This is a genomic window from Sanguibacter antarcticus (assembly GCF_002564005.1).
Taxonomy (GTDB): Bacteria; Actinomycetota; Actinomycetes; order Actinomycetales; family Cellulomonadaceae; genus Sanguibacter; species Sanguibacter antarcticus.
In genome coordinates, this window is record NZ_PDJG01000001.1 from 3,009,419 (window position 1) to 3,026,404 (window position 16,986).

The 16,986-nt window shown below is 70.6% G+C and carries 19 protein-coding genes; 11 read left to right on the top strand and 8 right to left on the bottom strand.

Annotated elements, in window-relative coordinates:
- Window positions 1-43 precede the first annotated feature (43 nt).
- Window positions 44-1,381, top strand: coding sequence for an AI-2E family transporter (locus ATL42_RS13715; RefSeq protein ID WP_098455830.1), 1,338 nt, complete (start codon window positions 44-46; stop codon window positions 1,379-1,381).
- An 18-nt stretch (window positions 1,382-1,399) separates the two neighbouring features.
- On the opposite strand, the gene ATL42_RS13720 is transcribed toward ATL42_RS13715, so the two are convergent.
- Window positions 1,400-1,735, bottom strand: coding sequence for a hypothetical protein (locus ATL42_RS13720; protein ID WP_098455831.1), 336 nt, complete (start codon window positions 1,733-1,735; stop codon window positions 1,400-1,402).
- A 192-nt stretch (window positions 1,736-1,927) separates the two neighbouring features.
- On the opposite strand from ATL42_RS13720, the gene ATL42_RS13725 reads away from it, so the two are divergent.
- The 4 genes from ATL42_RS13725 to ATL42_RS13740 are packed head-to-tail and all read left to right on the top strand — an operon-like array spanning window position 1,928 to window position 5,660.
- Window positions 1,928-2,926, top strand: a complete 999-nt coding sequence (locus ATL42_RS13725; protein ID WP_245862576.1) for a siderophore ABC transporter substrate-binding protein — start codon at window positions 1,928-1,930, stop codon at window positions 2,924-2,926.
- Window positions 2,927-2,933: 7 nt separating this feature from the next.
- Window positions 2,934-3,887 carry an ABC transporter permease gene (locus ATL42_RS13730; protein WP_098455833.1) on the top strand — a complete coding sequence of 318 codons (954 nt, stop codon included), beginning with the start codon at window positions 2,934-2,936 and terminating at the stop codon, window positions 3,885-3,887.
- Window positions 3,880-4,905 (top strand): iron chelate uptake ABC transporter family permease subunit, encoded by a 1,026-nt coding sequence (locus tag ATL42_RS13735; RefSeq protein WP_098455834.1) that lies wholly within the window; start codon window positions 3,880-3,882, stop codon window positions 4,903-4,905. Before ATL42_RS13730 ends, ATL42_RS13735 begins: the two co-directional genes overlap by 8 nt.
- The gene (locus ATL42_RS13740) at window positions 4,902-5,660 is read left to right on the top strand and encodes an iron ABC transporter ATP-binding protein (protein WP_098455835.1); all 759 of its coding nucleotides are present in this window, start codon (window positions 4,902-4,904) and stop codon (window positions 5,658-5,660) included. Before ATL42_RS13735 ends, ATL42_RS13740 begins: the two co-directional genes overlap by 4 nt.
- Here the strand turns inward: ATL42_RS13740 and ATL42_RS13745 are convergent.
- From ATL42_RS13745 to ATL42_RS13755, 3 genes are read right to left on the bottom strand one after another with little or no spacing between them, the layout of a single operon-like run.
- Complete coding sequence (locus tag ATL42_RS13745) at window positions 5,657-6,163, bottom strand: heme-degrading domain-containing protein (protein WP_098456584.1); 507 nt, start codon at window positions 6,161-6,163, stop codon at window positions 5,657-5,659. The two genes, ATL42_RS13740 and ATL42_RS13745, sit on opposite strands and share 4 nt — an antisense overlap.
- 49 nt (window positions 6,164-6,212) lie before the next feature.
- Window positions 6,213-6,881 (bottom strand): response regulator, encoded by a 669-nt coding sequence (locus ATL42_RS13750; protein WP_098456585.1) that lies wholly within the window; start codon window positions 6,879-6,881, stop codon window positions 6,213-6,215.
- Window positions 6,881-8,080: a sensor histidine kinase gene (locus tag ATL42_RS13755; RefSeq protein ID WP_098455836.1), complete on the bottom strand. Its 1,200-nt coding sequence runs from the start codon at window positions 8,078-8,080 to the stop codon at window positions 6,881-6,883. The genes ATL42_RS13750 and ATL42_RS13755 overlap by 1 nt, the downstream gene beginning before the upstream one ends.
- Window positions 8,081-8,222: 142 nt before the next feature.
- On the opposite strand from ATL42_RS13755, the gene ATL42_RS13760 reads away from it, so the two are divergent.
- Both ATL42_RS13760 and ATL42_RS13765 read left to right on the top strand, forming a co-directional pair.
- A complete protein-coding gene (locus ATL42_RS13760; protein ID WP_098455837.1) occupies window positions 8,223-9,125 on the top strand; it encodes an ABC transporter ATP-binding protein in 903 nt (300 codons plus the stop codon).
- Window positions 9,122-9,916 (top strand): ABC transporter permease, encoded by a 795-nt coding sequence (locus ATL42_RS13765; protein WP_098455838.1) that lies wholly within the window; start codon window positions 9,122-9,124, stop codon window positions 9,914-9,916. Before ATL42_RS13760 ends, ATL42_RS13765 begins: the two co-directional genes overlap by 4 nt.
- Window positions 9,917-9,982: 66 nt before the next feature.
- Here the strand turns inward: ATL42_RS13765 and ATL42_RS13770 are convergent, their stop codons facing one another.
- Window positions 9,983-10,963 (bottom strand): NAD-dependent epimerase/dehydratase family protein, encoded by a 981-nt coding sequence (locus tag ATL42_RS13770; protein WP_098456586.1) that lies wholly within the window; start codon window positions 10,961-10,963, stop codon window positions 9,983-9,985.
- A gap of 157 nt (window positions 10,964-11,120) precedes the next feature.
- Here ATL42_RS13770 and ATL42_RS13775 point away from each other — a divergent pair, with 157 nt between their 5' ends.
- A complete protein-coding gene (locus ATL42_RS13775) occupies window positions 11,121-13,046 on the top strand; it encodes a penicillin-binding transpeptidase domain-containing protein (protein WP_098455839.1) in 1,926 nt (641 codons plus the stop codon).
- 145 nt (window positions 13,047-13,191) lie between these two features.
- A complete protein-coding gene (locus ATL42_RS13780; RefSeq protein WP_098455840.1) occupies window positions 13,192-13,434 on the top strand; it encodes a hypothetical protein in 243 nt (80 codons plus the stop codon).
- 18 nt (window positions 13,435-13,452) lie between these two features.
- Here ATL42_RS13780 and ATL42_RS13785 read toward each other — a convergent pair whose 3' ends face one another.
- Window positions 13,453-13,995: a MarR family winged helix-turn-helix transcriptional regulator gene (locus ATL42_RS13785; protein ID WP_143556774.1), complete on the bottom strand. Its 543-nt coding sequence runs from the start codon at window positions 13,993-13,995 to the stop codon at window positions 13,453-13,455.
- Between the two features lie 272 nt (window positions 13,996-14,267).
- Between ATL42_RS13785 and ATL42_RS13790 the strand changes: the two genes are divergently transcribed.
- Together ATL42_RS13790 and ATL42_RS13795 are read left to right on the top strand one after the other, a co-directional pair.
- Complete coding sequence (locus ATL42_RS13790; RefSeq protein WP_245862578.1) at window positions 14,268-15,161, top strand: putative protein N(5)-glutamine methyltransferase; 894 nt, start codon at window positions 14,268-14,270, stop codon at window positions 15,159-15,161.
- A 15-nt stretch (window positions 15,162-15,176) separates the two neighbouring features.
- The gene (locus ATL42_RS13795; RefSeq protein ID WP_169925442.1) at window positions 15,177-15,869 is read left to right on the top strand and encodes a Pr6Pr family membrane protein; all 693 of its coding nucleotides are present in this window, start codon (window positions 15,177-15,179) and stop codon (window positions 15,867-15,869) included.
- A 67-nt stretch (window positions 15,870-15,936) separates the two neighbouring features.
- Here the strand turns inward: ATL42_RS13795 and ATL42_RS13800 are convergent, their stop codons facing one another.
- Together ATL42_RS13800 and cmtR are read right to left on the bottom strand one after the other, a co-directional pair.
- Window positions 15,937-16,617: a cation efflux transmembrane domain-containing protein gene (locus tag ATL42_RS13800; RefSeq protein WP_098455843.1), complete on the bottom strand. Its 681-nt coding sequence runs from the start codon at window positions 16,615-16,617 to the stop codon at window positions 15,937-15,939.
- Window positions 16,614-16,985 carry a Cd(II)/Pb(II)-sensing metalloregulatory transcriptional regulator CmtR gene (gene cmtR / locus ATL42_RS13805; RefSeq protein ID WP_098455844.1) on the bottom strand — a complete coding sequence of 124 codons (372 nt, stop codon included), beginning with the start codon at window positions 16,983-16,985 and terminating at the stop codon, window positions 16,614-16,616. The genes ATL42_RS13800 and cmtR overlap by 4 nt, the downstream gene beginning before the upstream one ends.
- Window position 16,986: the final 1 nt, after the last annotated feature.

Below are 16,986 nucleotides of genomic sequence, written 5' to 3' on the forward strand. Positions count from 1 at the left end.
GCAACCGTGCACGGTCGGAGCCAGCACAGGAGCGGGGACATGGATGGCCGCTGGTCAGGGCAAGAAGACGAGCAGGCCGACAGGTGAGGACCGCGCGACGAACGCGACGACCTCGAGCGGGACGTCCCCTGACGCGAAGACCTCGGCCACGGAGGGCACGCTCCTCGACGTGAGCGCCGACACCTTCGGTGCGGCGACCAAGGCGGTCCCGCGGTCGAACGACCTCGTGCCGCGCAGCATCCAGGTCGCGGCAGCGTGGTCGTGGCGGCTCGTGGCGATCGGTCTGGCTGCGGCGGCGCTCGTGTGGGCCGTCTCGTACCTTCAGGTCCTCGTCATCGCGGTCGCTGTCGCGCTGCTCCTCACGGTGCTCCTGCAGCCGGTCACCCGAGTGCTGCGGACCTATCTGCACTTCTCGGCCGGGCTCGCCGCGGCGACGGCACTCATCGCGCTGATCTCTGCCGTCGCGGGGCTCGGGGTGGTCGCTGGCCTCGGGATCGCCGACGGTCTGAACGACCTCGGTGCCAGTGCGGAGAAGGGATTCGAGCAGGTGCTCGACGCGCTCGCCACCGGGCCCCTCCACTTGGGCGACGCGGAGATCGCGAAGTACCTCGACGACGCGACCGGAGCCCTCCAGGGGGAGTCGTCGTCCGTCGCCGCCGGCGCGCTCTCCGTGACAGGGACAGTGACCGAGCTGTTCTCCGGTGCGCTCATCGCCCTGTTCTGCACGCTGTTCTTCCTGTTCGACGGCCGTCGCGTGTGGACGTGGGTCGTCGGGCTCCTGCCGCGCGGCGCGCGCGAGCGCACCCACCAGGCGGGCCGGCGCGGCCTCGTGACCCTCGCGTCCTATGTGCGCACCCAGATCCTCGTCGCGTTCATCGACGCGGTCGGTGTGGGTGTCGGCGCAGCCATCATCGGTGTGCCGCTCGCGGTCCCGCTCGCCGTGCTCGTGTTCATCGGTGCGTTCGTGCCGCTCGTCGGAGCGATCTTCACCGGGGCGATCGCCGTGCTCGTCGCGCTCGTCGCGAACGGGTGGGTGGCCTCGCTCATCATGCTCGGGGTGGTGCTCCTCGTCCAGCAGATCGAGGGGCACGTGCTCCAGCCGTGGCTCATGGGCCAGGCGGTGTCGTTGCACCCGGTCGCTGTCGTGCTCGTCGTGACCGGTGGGGCGCTCGCTGCCGGGATCGTCGGGGCGTTGTTCGCCGTGCCGGTCGCAGCGGTGCTCAACACCGTGGTCCTGTACTTCCACGGGCACGACAAGTTCCCGGAGCTCGGTTTCGACGACCATGTGAGCGTCCGTCCGAGCGGTCGGCGGGCCGTGATGATCACTGCTGCCGAGCGGTCGGTCAGGGACGACGTCCGGCCGGTGCAGCCGAGCGAGTGAGCGCCGAGGCTCAGGGCGTCAGAGCCGCAGCGGGTCTTTGGCGCCGAGCATGGTCGTCACGAAGCTGATGCAGCGTGCTTTGGGCGCTTCCCACCCGTTGGCGTTGCCGCGGGGGTACTCGTTCATGTCTGGCGTGAAGATCTTCTCGGAGATGTCGACGACGAGCGTGGTCCCGGGGCGCAGATAGTACAGGAGGAACGCGCCGCCCTGGCTCCACTTGCCGGTGGGGAAGAGCAGGAGCGCGGCGCCGGTGTCGACGTTGACCCACTCGTGGCAGCCGATGCCTCCGCCGTTGCCGACAGGGACCTCTGAGCCTGTCCAGATGTCCGAGCGGTCCTTGGAGACGATCCACATAGCTGTTTCCCTTCGTGTCGACCGCGCCACAGTACCGACCGCGGCGCGTGGTGGCGCGGACGCGCAGGGTGATCAGCGGGTGGAGTTGGCTGAGAGCGACGAGGGTGACGCAGCCCATGTCCGTCGGGTTTTTCTCCTCCATGACGAGCGGGTTAAGGTAAGGCTTACCTTTCACCGATCTTGGAGATGTTCATGCGCCTGCAGTCCGGCCGCCGTACCGGTGCCCTCGTCGCACTCACCGCCACCACCCTCGTCCTGTCCGCCTGTGCGGGAGCCGCCGACGCCGACACCGAGGAACCCGCTGCATCCACAGCGTCCACGACGGTCGAGATCGACGACAACCACGGCACGATCACGGTGCCGGTCCTCCCAGAGCGCGTGGTCGCCCTCGACAACCACGTCTTCGAGACGCTCAGCTCTTGGGACGTCGATCTCGTCGCCGCGCCCAAGGTGATCATGGGCGACCTGTGGCCGGTCTACACCGACGACGAAGCCGTCCTCGACGTCGGGAGCCACTTCGAGCCCAACCTCGAGGCGATCATCGAGGCCCAGCCAGACCTCGTCATCGGCGGCTACCGCTTCGCTGAGTCCTATGACGACATCACGGCACAGAACCCCGACGCTGCCGTCATCGAGCTCTCGCCCCGCGAAGACCAAGACATCTCAGCAGAGCTCGTCCGGCAGATCGAGATCCTCGGACAGGTCTTCGACCGTGAAGACGATGCCGCCGCCCTCGTCGAGGCCTTGAACGACTCCGTGACCGCCGCGACCGAGGCCTACGACACCAGCGAGACCGTCGTCGGGCTCATCACCTCAGGAGGAGAGATCGCGTACAGCGCGCCGGTCACCGGACGCAGCATCGGCACGGTCTTCCCCACGCTCGGCCTCACGCCGGCCATCGACCTGGAGGCCGACGACGTCTCGCACGGGGACGACATCAGCGTCGAGGCGATCGCGGCAGCGAACCCCGACTGGATCATCGTGCTCGACCGCGACGGCTCAGGCGTCGGAGAGGGCGAGTACACCTCGGCCGCTGAGATCATCACCGGGTCCGAGGCCCTGAGCGCGGTCACGGCTGTCGCCGAGGACCAGGTGATCTACCTCGACCCGAGCTTCTACCTCAGCGAGGACATCCAGGCGTACACCGCGCTGTACGAGCAGATCGCCCAGGCGTTCTCGCAGTCCGCCTGAGGCACCGATGAGCACGAACGTCGCGCGCGCGACGCTGCCCGCGGCGGCTCTGCTCGTCGCAGGGCTCGTGGTCCTCTCCCTCGCCGTCGGTGCCTACGACGTCGTCGGCGGGGAGCAGGGCCGGGAGATGTTCTTCATCACCCGTGTCCCACGGACCGCGGCCCTCGTGCTGGCGGGGGTCGCGATGTCCCTCAGCGGTCTCGTCATGCAGATGATCACGCAGAACCGGTTCGTCGAGCCCACGACGAGCGGGACCACCGAGTGGGCGGCGCTAGGCCTCCTCGTCTCGGTCATCCTGGTGCCAGGAGCCGGACTCACCGTCCGGATGATCATCGCCAGCGCCTCAGCGTTCGTCGGGACCATGATCTTCCTCGCGTTCTTGCGCCGCGTGGTCATCCGGTCGACGCTCGTGGTTCCTCTCGTCGGCATCATGATGGGCGCGGTCGTCAGCTCGTTCACCACGTACGTCGCGGTCACGACCAACAACCTGCAGATGCTTGGCACGTGGTTCATGGGCAGCTTCACGAGCGTCGTCCGCGGGCGGTACGAGGTCCTGTGGGTGGTGGCGGTCATCGCGGTCGTCGTCTACCTCGTCGCCGACCGGCTCATGGTCGCCGGGCTGGGCAAGGACGTCGCGACCAGCCTTGGTGTCAGCTACGAGGCGATCCTCCTGGGCGGTACCGCCCTCGTGGCCGTCGCGACAGGCGTGACGACCGTCGTCGTCGGGTTCCTGCCCTTCCTCGGTCTCGTGGTCCCCAACATCGTCTCGATCGTGCGCGGCGACGACCTGCGCTCCAACATCCCGTGGGTCTGCCTCGGCGGAGCGGGGCTCGTCATCGTGTGCGACATCGTCGGCCGGACCGTCCGCATGCCGTTCGAGATCCCGGCCTCCATGGTCCTCGGGATCATCGGCGCAGCGGTGTTCATCGCTCTCGTCCTCGGACCGAGGCGTCGTGCTTGACGCCGGGCCGCTCGGAGCGGTGGCTCCCGTCCGGGCCGCAGCGCGTCCCGCTCTCTCGCGCGTCGCGCGCGGGTGGATCGTCGGCGGGGTCGTCGTCGTGGTGCTCGTGCTCGCGACGGTGCTCTACGACAACAGGCTCCCCGTCGGTTCGCAGGGCTTCTGGACGATCCTCCAGACGCGGCTCGTCGCCGTGGCGACGATCGCGATCGTGGCGTTCTGCCACGGAGTCGGGACCATCGTCTTCCACACCGCGACGGGCAACCGCATCCTCACCCCGTCGATCCTCGGGTTCGACGCCCTCTACCGCATGATGCAGACGTCGCTCGTGTTCCTCCTCGGTGCCGGGTCGCTCGTCGCAGCCGACAGCCTCGGTGCGGTAGCCCTCCAGACCCTCGTCATGGTCCTGTTCGCCACGCTCCTCTACGGCTGGCTGTTCTCTGGGCGCCGCGGCGACCTCCACGTCCTCCTGCTCGTGGGAGTCGTCCTGGGCATGGGCTTCGGCTCTGTCTCGACGTTCATGCAGCGGATGCTCACCCCGAGCGAGTTCGACGTCCTCTCGGCGCGGCTCTTCGGCACGATCAGCGGGTCGAGCGCCGAGTACCTGCCGTGGGCGGGCGGGGTCTGCGTCGCCGTGGGTGCGGTCCTGTGGCGTCGTCGCAGGGTGCTCGACGTCGTCGCGCTCGGTCGCGACGTCTCGACGAACCTCGGTCTGAACCACCGGCGCGAGGTCCTCCTGCTCCTCGTCCTCGTGGCGCTCCTCGTCTCGGTCTCGACGACGATGATCGGCCCGATGACCTTCTTCGGCTTCGTGGTCGCGACCCTCACCTACCAGATCGCCGGTGTCGCCGACCACGCCCGACTCATGCCGCTCGCAGCCCTCGTCGGTACGGCGACCCTGCTCGGCGCGTACTTCGTGCTCCGTCACGTCTTCTACGCTGCTGGGCTCGTCACCGTGATCATCGAGTTCGTCGGCGGTCTCGTCTTCCTCGTCTATCTCTTGCGGAAGGGGCTGCGGTGATCACGCTCACCAACGTCACGAAGTCCTACGGCTCGGTCCGGGCGCTCGGCCCGGTCGACCTCGAGATCCCGCGAGGCGGGATCACGGCGCTCGTCGGGCCGAACGGTGCCGGAAAGTCGACGATGCTCACGATCATCGGGCGGCTCCTCGACGCCGACGCGGGCCGGGTGCTCGTCGGCGGGCTCGACGTCGTCACCGCGAAGTCGAAGGACCTGGCCAAGGTGCTCTCCGTCCTTCGCCAGGAGAACCACTTCGTGACCCGTCTGACGGTCCGCCAGCTGGTGGCCTTCGGACGGTTCCCGCACTCGCGCGGACGGCTCACGGCCGAGGACGAGGAGAAGATCGACGAAGCCCTCGGGTTCCTCGACCTGACCGCCCTCGCCGGGCGCTTTCTCGACGAGCTGTCGGGCGGTCAGCGGCAGCGTGCGTACGTCGCGATGGTCCTCGCGCAGGACACCGACTACCTCCTGCTCGACGAACCGCTCAACAACCTCGACATGCAGCACTCGGTGCTCATGATGCAGCAGCTCCGGCGTGCTGCAGACGAGCTTGGACGCACCGTGGTCATCGTCGTCCACGACGTGAACTTCGCATCGGCGTACGCGGACCGCGTCGTCATGATGGTCGACGGCGGGGTGCACCGGGTCGGCACACCAGCCGAGGTGATGACGTCAGAGGTGCTCAGCGACGTGTTCCGGACGCGAGTCGACGTCCTCGAGCACGACGGGCGCCCGCTCGCTGTGTACTACCGCTAGTCCCGTGCGGGCTCGCCATCCGGGGCGGTCCCGAGGAACCGGCGCAGGGCCTCCACGACGAGCGCGTGGTCGTCGAGCTGCGGCAGCCCCGACACGACGACGACGCCCACGAGCCCGGAGCCGGTCACGACGAGGGGGAAGCCTCCGCCGTGCGCTGCGTAGAGCTCAGGCTCGAGCGCGTGCTTGTCGTCGAAGGACACACCGGCGTCCCGGCACTCCTGGCCGACGTAGAGCGAGCTGTGACCGAAGTGCCGCACGACGCGGGTCTTGCGCTCGATCCACGACACCTGGTCGATGCTCGACCCGGCGAGCGCTGCCCGGAAGAGCGTCTGGTCGCCGCGGCTGATGTCGATCGTCACCGGGGCCTGGCGCGCCTGGGCGACTTCGACGAGCGTGCAGCCGAGGTCCCACGCGTCGTCGTTCGTCAACGACACGAGCTCGAGCTCGGCCTCCTGCGCTGCGATCTCGTCGAGCGTGAGCCACGCGGGCGTCGGGTCGGTCATGAGGTCTCCTTCGGTGTGCGGTCGGTGTGCTGTCAGCATGCGGTCGGGGTCAGCGGAGCTCGGCGTCGTGCACGCAGATCGCTACCTGCACCCGATTCTCCACCTGGAGCTTGGCGAACAGACGCCCGACGTGAGACTTCACCGTAGCGACACTCATGTAGAGCGACGTCGCGATCTCCGCGTTGGACAGCCCTCTGCCGACGGCGACGGCGACCTCGCGCTCGCGCTCGGTGAGCCGCGCGAGGCGCTCCAGCGCCGGCTGGCTCCGCGCGCCCGTGGTGTCGCGCACGACGCTCGCCATGAGCTGAGCCGTCACCGTGGGGGAGAGCATCGGGTGCCCGGCGGCGACGGTCTGCACGGCTGCGACGATCTGTTCGGGCGCCGTGTCTTTGAGCAGGAAGCCCTGCGCACCGATCCGTAGGGCGCTGAAGACCATGTCGTCGGTGTCGAACGTGGTGAGCACGATGACCTTGGTGCTGGGGTGCGCGGCGAGCACCTGCTCGGTCGCGGCGAGGCCGTCGAGCCGGGGCATGCGGATGTCCATGAGGACCACGTCCGGCTGCGTCCGGGCGACGACGAGGACGCCTTCGGCACCGTCCGGGGCCTCGCCGACGATGTGCACGTCCTTGTCTCCGCCGAGGATGAGACGGAGCCCAGCACGCACGAGCGGGTCGTCGTCGACGAGGACGACCCGGATGGGTTCGGTGCGAGGAGTCATCACGGCCACGGGAGCCAGGCTCTCACGGCGAACTGCCCGCCCTGGTCGATGCCGTGCGTGAGCTCGCCGCCGGCGAGCTTCGCCCGCTCGGTCAGCCCGGCGAGACCCATGCCCGACGCGGGCAGGTCCGGGCCCGTCGAAGCGAGCGCTGCCGGCTCGGGGACGGGGTTGCGGAGCACGATGTCCAGCCGTCCGCCCGGCACGCCAGAGAGCCCGAGCTCGACGGGTGCGCCGGCGGCGTGCTTGCGCGCGTTCGTCAGCGCCTCCTGAAGGATCCGGAACGCGTTGCGGCTCGTCGTCTCCGGCAGCGAGGCGAGAGCTTCTGCGGTCTGGGCCAGGACGGTGCACGTCACGGCAGTCCCGGCGGCGCGGCTCTCCTCGACGAGGTCAGGCAGCGCCCCGAGGGTCGGCTGGGGACGGTCCGGCTCGGTCGCACCGGAGGCGACATCCCGCAAGACGCCGAGGACCTCCCGCAGCTCGGCCAGGGCGAGGTACGCGTTGTCGCGGACGATCGTCGCCGTCGCCCGGGTCTCCTCTCGGGTGAGGTCGTCGCGGTACGCGAGCGCACCGGAGTGCATCGCGACGAGAGAGATGCGGTGCGCGAGGACGTCGTGCATCTCGCGGGCGATGCGGGACCGCTCAGCCGTGCGGGCCTGGTCCACGCGCGCGGCCTGCTCTCGTTCGGCGCGCACGGCGCGCTCCTCGAGGTTCTGCAGCGTCTCCCGGCGGCCGCCGATGTAGAAGCCGACCGCGACGCAGACGGCGTAGACGAGCGCGCTCGCCAGGAGCGCTGCCCACCACGAGACCTGGACCTCGGTGCTCACGATCTGCTCGTACGCGTAGCCGGCACCGATCCAGACCACCCCGATCGCCAGCACCTCGCGCCAGCGTCGCCGTGCCGAGACCGAGACGACGATGATGGAGAGAGCTCCGGCGCTGGACGCCGAGACGGCAGAGATCGCGGAGACGACGAGGGCGATCGTCAACGGACGTCGTCGTCGCCACAGCATGAGGACGACAGCGGCGAGGCCGAGCAGCAGGTCGAGCGCGAAGAGGACGTCGGAACCGTCCGGAAAGCTCAGGAGCGTCCCACCGAACGTCAGCGCCCCGGTGGACAGGGCCACGAGGACCCGCCACGTCGTGCCCCACGCCCGCAGCGGCGGGGGAGAGTACGCGGGCAGGACCGGGCGGAAGGGCATGGGGTGCAGCGTAGGTCGCGCTCCGGCGGCGGCGACAGCGTCGCAGGTCGCGGGCTGCGGGCGCTCACCTCATACCAGAGGCGTACAGGTCTCCGCCGGACGGCCGATGCGGACGACCCCGCAGGCAGAGGAGGGTAGAGCCATGATCACAGTGGAGAGACTCACCAAGAGATACGGCGCGTTCACCGCCGTCGACGACGTGTCCTTCGAGGTCCGGCCAGGACGCGTGACAGGTTTTCTCGGACCGAACGGTGCCGGCAAGTCCACCGCGATGCGGATGATGTGCGGGCTGACCCCGCCGACGACCGGGACCACCACGGTGTTCGGCAAGCCCTTCGCCGAGCTGGTCAACCCCGGCCGCCGCGTCGGCGTCCTCCTCGACGCGTCCGCGCAGCACGTCGGACGCACCGGCCGCGAGGTCCTCGCGCTCAGCGCCCTGACGATGGGCGTGGACAAGCGCCGGGTCGACGAGATGCTCGAGCTCGTCGGCCTGAGCCCCAAGGAGGCCGGCCGTCGTGTCCGCAACTACTCCCTCGGGATGCGCCAGCGTCTCGGCATCGCGAACGCCCTCGTCGGTGACCCGCAGATGCTCGTCCTCGACGAGCCCGTCAACGGACTCGACCCCGCCGGCATCCGGTGGATGCGCTCGCTCCTGAGAGACTTCGCCGAAGCCGGCGGGACCGTCCTGCTCTCGTCGCACCTCCTGCTCGAGATGGACGCCATCGCTGACGACCTCGTCGTCATCGGGCACGGCAAGATCGTCGCGCAGGGCGCCAAGTCCGAGCTGCTCGCCGTCGCCGGGTCCGTCGCGTCGAGCCTGGACGACGCGAGCCTGCTCGCCGCCCTGCGCGGCGCTGGCCTCGAGGCCGAGACCCGACCGAGCGGAGGGCTGAGCACACCAGCCAGCCCAGAAGAGGTCGGGCGCGTCGCGCTCGCGGCAGGCATCGTGCTCACCGGTCTGGGCGCAGCAGAGAACCACGGGCTCGAGGAGCTCTTCTTCGACCTGACGTCGGAGCACGGTCGCGAGGAGGTCGGAGCAGCATGAGCACCACGACAGAGTCCCTGGGGAAGCCAACCCTCGCTCGGACACAACCCATCGCTGCCGTCCCGTTCACGCGGTTGCTGCACGTCGAGCTCCGCAAGCAGATCGACACGCGGGCCGGGCGGTGGCTGCTCATCACGCTCGGGATCGTGACGGCCCTCATCATGCTCATCGTCGTGTGGGTGAGCGCCCCCGAGAACCTCACGTTCATGAATCTCGTGCTGGGTGCGGCGGTCCCGCAGAGCCTCCTGCTGCCGGTCATCGGCATCATGGCGGTGACGAGCGAGTGGTCGCAGCGGACAGGCATGGTCACGTTCGCGCTCGAGCCCCGACGTGGCCGGGTCGTCGCGGCCAAGGTGCTCAGCGCGCTCGGCCTCGGGATCGCAGCCGTGGTGGCGGCGATCGTGCTCGCCGCGGTCGCGAACGTCGCCGGGATGGCGTTCCAGGACGGCGTCGGCACCTGGACGCTGGACTGGGAGGTGCTCGGCGGGTTCCTCCTCACGCAGCTGCTCGTCGTCGCCCAGGGGGTCGCGTTCGGCATGATCCTGCTCAACACGCCGGCGGCGATCGTCACGTACTTCATCCTGCCGACCGTTCTGAGCCTCCTCGGGGGGCTCGTCTCATGGCTGCAGACCCCGTCGCAGTGGCTCGACATGAACAGCACCATGGGGCCGCTCGTCGCCGGGACGATGGACGGTGACGCGTGGGCGAAGCTCGCCGTGTCCAGCCTCGTCTGGGTCGTCCTCCCGCTCGTCGCGGGAACGTGGCGGGTGCTCCACCGCGAGGTGAAGTAGCCCGAGGCGGAGCAGGTGGGCCGAGGCCGAGCCGGCAGGCCGAGGGCGTCGCACTGACGTCCTCGGTCAGCCGTCTGCGAGCCGGGTGACGAGATCGAGCTCGTCGTCGCGGGTGATCCCCGCGCGACGAGGCCGATCGAGACCGCGGGCACGCTCGTCCTCGAGCGTGTCCGCCAGCGTCTCGCGGACGGGACGCAGCGTCCCGCCCGCGGCGCGGAAGGCCTGGTTGCTGCGCCGGAAGAACCCCGTGCACGACGACGGGAGCCAGAGCGGCAGCGACCGTGGGCCCGCCCAGGGGTCGACGCCCTGCTCGGTCAACCAGTCGTCGTCGGCAGCGACGAGCCGCCCGCGGAACCCGGCGACAGCCCCGGCCTCGTCGAGCAGGTCGCCCAGCGGGACGGGGTCGCCCACGACGTTGACGGTCCCCGTCGTGCCGTGCCGTGCGGCACCGGCCAGCCAGGACGCCGCGTCCCGAACGTCCACCACCTGCACGTGGCGGTCGTCGCAGACCGGGGAGAGGACAGGGCCGTCGTCGGCCAGAGCCAGGCGCGAGACCCAGTAGCCGAACCGGTCGCTCGGGTCGCCAGGCCCCGCGACGAGCCCCGGCCGAGCGACGAGCAGCCGGTCACCGAGCGCAGCCCTGGCCGCCCGCTCGGCGGTCACCTTCGCGTGGGCGTAGTCGTCGAGGTCGGTGGGATCGACCGCCGTGGCGCTCTCGTCCGCGCCCGGAGGGTCGTCGTCCTGGGCATAGACGGAGACCGAGGAGACGAACGTCCAGTGCGCGGCGCGCGGACCGAGGACCGCGACGGCGTCGGCGACCGCGGCCGGGTCGCGAGAGACGTCGACCACCGCGTCCCAGTCCGTGCCGGCGAGCGCGTCATACGCACCGGGCCGGGAACGGTCGGCCTGCACGAGGGTCGCGCCGTCGGCCACGGAGCCAGAGCTGCCGCGGGCCAGGCACGTCACGTCGTCGCCCTGCGCGACGGCCCGGGCCGCGATCTGGCGTCCGAGCCATGCGGTGCCGCCGAGGATGAGAGTGGTCGCCATGCGCCCACCGAACCACACGGCGGTCACAAGACCACGGACGTTCGCTCTGGGCACACGACCCTCCCGTGCCGGGTGCGAGCCCCCTCGCCAGGTGAAACATCGCCGGTCACGGCGCGGAAGGCTGGACAACCCTCGCGATTCGGCGTTCCCTGGTCACATGCCTCCGGCTCCCTCTCGTCCTGTCCGCACGCGCCCGCTCGCCCGACCGCGCCTGAGCTCGATCGCCCTCGTCGCCGTCCTCGCCGGCGCGGGCCTCACCGCGTGCGCGCCCGACGGCCCCGCTCCCGAGGACGCTGCTGAAGCGCTCGCCGCAGGTATGGCGAGCGGCGACCTCACCGGCGTCACCTTCGACGGGCTGGAGGTCGCCGACGCGACCGCCCACCGCACGGCCGTCCTCGAGCCGCTCGCCGACGCGACGCTCGACGTGAGCGTCGGGACCGTCACCCTCGGCGACGACGACACCGCGACAGCCGACCTCGTCTACGCCTGGGACCTCGGCGGCACCCCGTGGACCTACACGACGAGCGCCGACCTCGCGCTCGTCGAGGACACCTGGCACGTGACCTGGGAGCCCGACATCCTCCTCCCCGGTCTCGTGCTCGGCGACCGGCTCCAGATCACTCGCACCCCCGCCGAGCGCGGAGACATCCTCGGAGCCGACGACGTCGCGCTCGTCACCGACAGCCCCGTGACCCGCATCGGGATCGACAAGACGCGCATCGACGCGGCCGGGTGGGACGCCGCTGCACGGGCGCTCGCCGCCCTCGTGGGCATCGACGTCGAGACGTACGCCGCGAACGTCGCCGCTGCGGGCGAGCAGGCCTACGTCGAGGCGATCACCCTGCGGCCCGAGGCCGAGAACGACTGGGAAGCGATCACGGCCAGCCCCGGCGCGCTGCTCATCGAGGACACGCTCCCCCTGGCACCGACCCGGGAGTTCGCTGCCGCGATCCTCGGTCGCGCCGGAGACGCCACGGCCGAGATCGTCGAGGAGTCGGACGGCGCCGTCGTCGCCGGTGACCTCGTCGGGACGTCCGGGCTGCAGCGCCAGTACGACGACCAGCTGCGCGGCACCCCAGGGCTCTTAGTCGAGATCCTCGGCTCAGACGGCGCCGTCCGGGAGACCGCCTTCGAGCAGGCTCCCGTCGACGGCGAGCCGTTGCGCACCACCCTGGACCTCGACCTGCAGACGGACGCCGAAGGGATCCTCGCCGGGACGACCGTCCCCGCCGCGATCGTCGCGATCCGGCCGTCCACAGGCGCTGTCCTCGTCTCGGCCGGCTCGCCCGGCAGCGACGGCCTCTCGACGGCGACGGTCGGGATGTACGCACCCGGGTCGACGTTCAAGGTCGTCTCGTCCCTCGCTCTCCTCCGAGCCGGCGTCACTCCCGAGACGATCGTGCAGTGCCCGGCGACCACGGTCGTCGACGGCCGGACGTTCACGAACTTCCCCGACTACCCGCTCGACCACCTCGGAGACATCCCGTTGTCCGACGCGGTCGCGCAGTCGTGCAACACGGCGTTCATCAACGCGAGCGAGACCGTCACGCAGGCCGAGCTCACCGACGCCGCCGCGTCGCTGGGCATCGGGCTCGCCGCACAGCCCGGTCCGAGCGTCTTCACGGGCGTCGTGCCGTCCGGGTCGACGGGCACCGAGCACGCCGCGTCGATGATCGGCCAGGGCAAGGTCCAGGCGTCACCGCTGACGATGGCGGGCGTGGCCGCGTCCGTCGCGCACGGCGAGACCGTGCGCCCCACGTTCCTGGCGCAGGAGGTCGAGGACGGGGAGTCGTCCGACCTGCCGACCGTCGCCAAGACACCGCTCACCGCGGACGAGGCCGCCCAGCTCCAGACGCTCATGCGTGGCGTCGTGACCGACGGTGGGGCAGCGTTCCTCCAGGACCTGCCGGGCGAGGTCGCGGCCAAGACCGGCACCGCCCAGTACGGCGACGGCTCGACGAACCACGTGTGGATGATCGCGATCTCCGGTGACCTGGCTGTCGCGGTCTTCGTCGAGACCGGTGAGTACGGCTCGACGACCGCCGGGCCGCTGCTCGAGCAGTTCCTCGTCGACGCCGGCTGAGGCCGACTGACGCCGCTGCGTGACGCCGCTGCGTGACGCCGATGCGTGACCTGACCGCCTGACGGCGCCGCCTGGCGTCGGTGCGAGCGCACCTCCAGCAGGCGAGGGACTTGTGCCAGGGCGTCGCGCAGGCGATCCTGGCGCTATGGATCTCGCCCCCTCTGTGCTCACGCTCGACCTGTGGAGGGCTGACGCCGTCGTGCTGCACTTCTGGCTCACGACCGTCGACCTCGACCTGGTGCCGTTCGAGCACGCGGGACAGAAGCAGGCACTGGTCGACCTCCTGACCGGGCTCGACCAGACGGTCGCGGCCGAGGCAGACGACGCAGAGATCGTGCAGGCTCACGACCTCGTCGACCGGACCGGGACCTCGCTCACCCCGTCCTGAGCTACCGCTCAGCGGGTTTCAGCCGACGTCGCCCACCATCATCCGACCGACCTGTGCGGCGGCACGGTCGAGGAGATCGAGCAGCTCGGCGATCTCGTCCGGACGGCTCTGCTGCAAGAGCGCGTCCGTCGCACGGAACTCCATCGCCTCAGCCTGCGTGAGGACTGCGCGGCCACCGTCGGTGATGCTCGCCTCGACCATCCGCCCGCCCGGGTCGAGGATCGTCGCGGTCAAGCCCTTCTCGGTGAGCGCGTCCAGCGTGATCTCGACGGCGCCGGTGTCCATACCGACCTTGCGGCCGATGTGCCGAGGGTGGACCACACCCTCCTCGATGGCCTTGAGGATGAGGAACTGGCTCGTGCGCAGCGAGGTGATGGACTCCATGCCGCGCTGCAGCTGGTCACCGAACGCGCGGAGCCGGTTCATCCGCTCGAGGATCGCGACCGTGGTCGCCACGTCACCGACCGGGAGGGCCGCGAGCTCACGTCGTGCACGGAGCGCGAGGTCGGTGCCGCTGGCAGGCGTCGAGGTGGTCACGGGGACGAGCATCTGGCTGGGCACGGTTCTCCTGCGATAGAGGGACTTGGTCTCTGTATACAACGTACGGGGACAAAGAGACGTTCAGGTGGACGCCATGCTCGGGCATCCGTCTCGATCTCGGGCCGATGACCGCCCGAGATCGAGACGAGTGCCCGATCTCAGCGCCCTGCGAGGGCTGGGGGCGCGTCACCAGAGCGCAGGGGGCGGGGGCGGCCTTCACCCCAGAGTTCGCCCGGGGGTGCGGATCTGACTGGTCGTCAGGGGCTCGACGCTCTAGCGTGACGATCGTCATCGTGTCCTCCCTTCCTCCTGAGGTCGTCCTCCTGACTTCTCACCGCCCGACCAGCACCGACCTGTCGTCCGTCACGAGCGCGCTCCGCGGCGCCGGCTGCGTCTTCGCCGAAGACGAGGCCGCAGCGATCCTCGATGCAGCGCACGACGCGTCGCACCTCGCCGACATGGTCGAGCGCCGGGTCGCCGGGACACCGCTCGAGCAGATCCTCGGCTGGGCCGAGTTCTGCGGCATGAGGATCGCCGTTGCGCCCGGTGTGTTCGTCCCGCGGCGGCGGACGGAGCTGCTCGTGCGCGAAGCCGCCGCGATCCTGCAGCACGGCGACAGCGGCGACCGCGTCTCTCCCGGTCGGCCGGTGGTCGTCGATCTCTGCTGCGGCTCCGGTGCGGTAGGTGCCGCGCTCGCAGCGTGCCGGGACGTGGACCTCTATGCCGCGGACATCGACCCGGTCGCCGTGCGGTGCGCGCGCCGTACCGTCCAGCCTGCGGGCCGGGTGCTCGAGGGCGACCTGTTCGACGCGCTGCCCGTGAGCCTGCGCGGACGGGTGGCCGTCTTCGTGGTCAACGCGCCCTACGTGCCGACGGACGAGATCCGGTTCATGCCCGCCGAAGCACGCGAGCACGAGCCGCACCGCACGCTCGACGGCGGGCCGGACGGGCTCGACGTGCACCGCCGCGTCGCGCACGGGGTCGGTGGGTGGCTGGCGCCGGGCGGGCACCTGCTCGTCGAGACGAGCGGACGTCAGACGACCGGGACGGTCGAGGCCTTCCGTGCGGCGGGCCTCGAGCCGCGCGTGGTGCACGACGAGGAGATCGACGCGACGGTCGTCGTCGGCCGGGCTGACGGCGGCTGGCGCCCGGGCGCGGTGCTCCCCGCGCTGACCGAGGACCGGTGACCTAGGCTCGCGACCATGCCCGAGGACCTCAGAGCACCGACGCCGCTCGCCACAGACGACCCGACCGATCTGCTCGCCCAGCGCACCCGACGCGCACGGTGGGCGCACGCCCTCGTCGCTGTCCTCGCCCTCACCGGCGTGATCATGGAGCTGACGATCGCTGCCGTCGACGGCCCCGGAGAGGCCGGGAGCATGACCGAGCGCCTCGTGCGCCTGCTCTCGTACTTCACGATCCTCTCGAACATCACGATCGGCGTGGTCTCGATCGTCGCGGCCGTCGACCCGCGCCGGGACGGGCTCGGCTTCCGGGTCGCCCACCTCGACGGTCTGCTGTGCATCGCGGTGACCGGCATCGTCTACAACACCCTCTTGCGCGGGGTCGCTGCCCTGTCGCAGGCGGGCGCCTTCTCGAACTTCCTGCTGCACGTCGCGGCCCCGCTCGCTGCCGTGATCGTCTGGGTGGTCGTCGGCCCGCGACCGCGGATCGACACCCGGACCGTCCTGCTGTCGGTCGTCGCCCCGATCCTGTGGCTCGTCTACACGTTCGTCCGCGGGTCGATCGTCGACTGGTACCCCTACCCGTTCCTCGACGTGATCGAGATCGGTCTCGGATCGGCGCTCCTGAACGCAGGGATCATCGCGGTCCTCTTCCTCGCGCTCGCTCTCGGGCTCCGCTGGGTCGACGGTCGGCTGCGTCCCGCGCCCTGAACCCGCCGCCCGTGAGGTTCAGGAGAGCACACAGGCAGGCGAGCGGCGGGCAGGCGAGCAGGCGCCGTCAGCAGCAGGTGTGCGGCTCCGCAGGCTGCTCGCCGGTGAGGGCGGAGACGGGCGTCGCGCACGTCTCGCCTCTCCACGCCTCCAGGCCCTCGCGGACGGCGAGCGCCGCGATGACGAGCGCCGCGACCGAGTCGGCCCATGCCCACCCGAGGAGAGAGTTGAGCACGAGGCCGACGAGCAGCGCCGCGGAGAGGTAGCTGCAGACGAGGGTCTGCTTGGAGTCGGCTACGGCGCTCGCGGAGCCCAGCTCGGTTCCGGTGCGGCGCTCGAACCAGCTGAGCAGCGGCATGACGGCGACGCTCACGGCGGCGAGGACGATGCCGACGCTGCTGTGCGTGGCGTCGCGCGCGCCGAGCAGGGACAGTGCGGCGTCGACCACGACGTAGGCGGCGAGGGCGAAGAACGAGACGGCGATGACGCGCAGGGCGACAGCCTCGCGCCGCTCGGGGTCGGGTGCTGCGAACTGCCAGGCGACCGCGGCGGCGGAGAGGACCTCGACGATCGAGTCGAGCCCGAAGCCGACGAGCGCGGCCGACGAGGCTGCTGCTCCGGCGGTGAGCGCGATCGCCGCCTCGATGACGTTGTACGCGATCGTGATCGCGACGACGATCCGGATGCGGTGCTGGAGGACGGTCCGCCGGGCGTCGGTGAGGGCGGGTGTGCTCGTCAGCGCGCTCATGCGTCGGCCGCCAGGTGGTTGTCAGGCGGGCAGCACAGGGGACCGTCGCAGGTCTCGTCGGTGCACGGTTGCGCGTCGTCGATCGCCAGGACGACGTCGACGAGTGCGGTGAGGGCGCGGGTCAGGTGCGGGTCGGCGATCTCGTAGCGTGTCCGGCGCCCCTCGACGACGGCGACGACGATCCCGCAGCCGCGCAGGCAGGTGAGGTGGTTCGAGACGTTCGAGCGGGTCAGGTCGAGGTCGGTCGCGAGCTGACCGGGGTGCCCCGGTGAGTCGAGGAGACGCAGCAGGATGCGTGATCGTGTCGGGTCGGCCATGGCGCGGCCGAGGCGGTTCATGGCGTCGAGCCGGGACGCAAGGGTCAGCATG

Coding starts and splice junctions, on each gene's coding strand:
- ATL42_RS13715 (WP_098455830.1), top strand. CDS start 44: ATGGCCGCTGGTCAGGGCAAGAAGACGAGCAGGCCGACAGGTGAGGAC.
- ATL42_RS13720 (WP_098455831.1), bottom strand. CDS start 1,735: ATGTGGATCGTCTCCAAGGACCGCTCGGACATCTGGACAGGCTCAGAG.
- ATL42_RS13725 (WP_245862576.1), top strand. CDS start 1,928: ATGCGCCTGCAGTCCGGCCGCCGTACCGGTGCCCTCGTCGCACTCACC.
- ATL42_RS13730 (WP_098455833.1), top strand. CDS start 2,934: ATGAGCACGAACGTCGCGCGCGCGACGCTGCCCGCGGCGGCTCTGCTC.
- ATL42_RS13745 (WP_098456584.1), bottom strand. CDS start 6,163: ATGACCGACCCGACGCCCGCGTGGCTCACGCTCGACGAGATCGCAGCG.
- ATL42_RS13750 (WP_098456585.1), bottom strand. CDS start 6,881: ATGACTCCTCGCACCGAACCCATCCGGGTCGTCCTCGTCGACGACGAC.
- ATL42_RS13755 (WP_098455836.1), bottom strand. CDS start 8,080: ATGCCCTTCCGCCCGGTCCTGCCCGCGTACTCTCCCCCGCCGCTGCGG.
- ATL42_RS13760 (WP_098455837.1), top strand. CDS start 8,223: ATGATCACAGTGGAGAGACTCACCAAGAGATACGGCGCGTTCACCGCC.
- ATL42_RS13765 (WP_098455838.1), top strand. CDS start 9,122: ATGAGCACCACGACAGAGTCCCTGGGGAAGCCAACCCTCGCTCGGACA.
- ATL42_RS13770 (WP_098456586.1), bottom strand. CDS start 10,963: ATGGCGACCACTCTCATCCTCGGCGGCACCGCATGGCTCGGACGCCAG.
- ATL42_RS13775 (WP_098455839.1), top strand. CDS start 11,121: ATGCCTCCGGCTCCCTCTCGTCCTGTCCGCACGCGCCCGCTCGCCCGA.
- ATL42_RS13780 (WP_098455840.1), top strand. CDS start 13,192: ATGGATCTCGCCCCCTCTGTGCTCACGCTCGACCTGTGGAGGGCTGAC.
- ATL42_RS13795 (WP_169925442.1), top strand. CDS start 15,177: ATGCCCGAGGACCTCAGAGCACCGACGCCGCTCGCCACAGACGACCCG.
- ATL42_RS13800 (WP_098455843.1), bottom strand. CDS start 16,617: ATGAGCGCGCTGACGAGCACACCCGCCCTCACCGACGCCCGGCGGACC.
- cmtR (WP_098455844.1), bottom strand. CDS start 16,985: ATGCTGACCCTTGCGTCCCGGCTCGACGCCATGAACCGCCTCGGCCGC.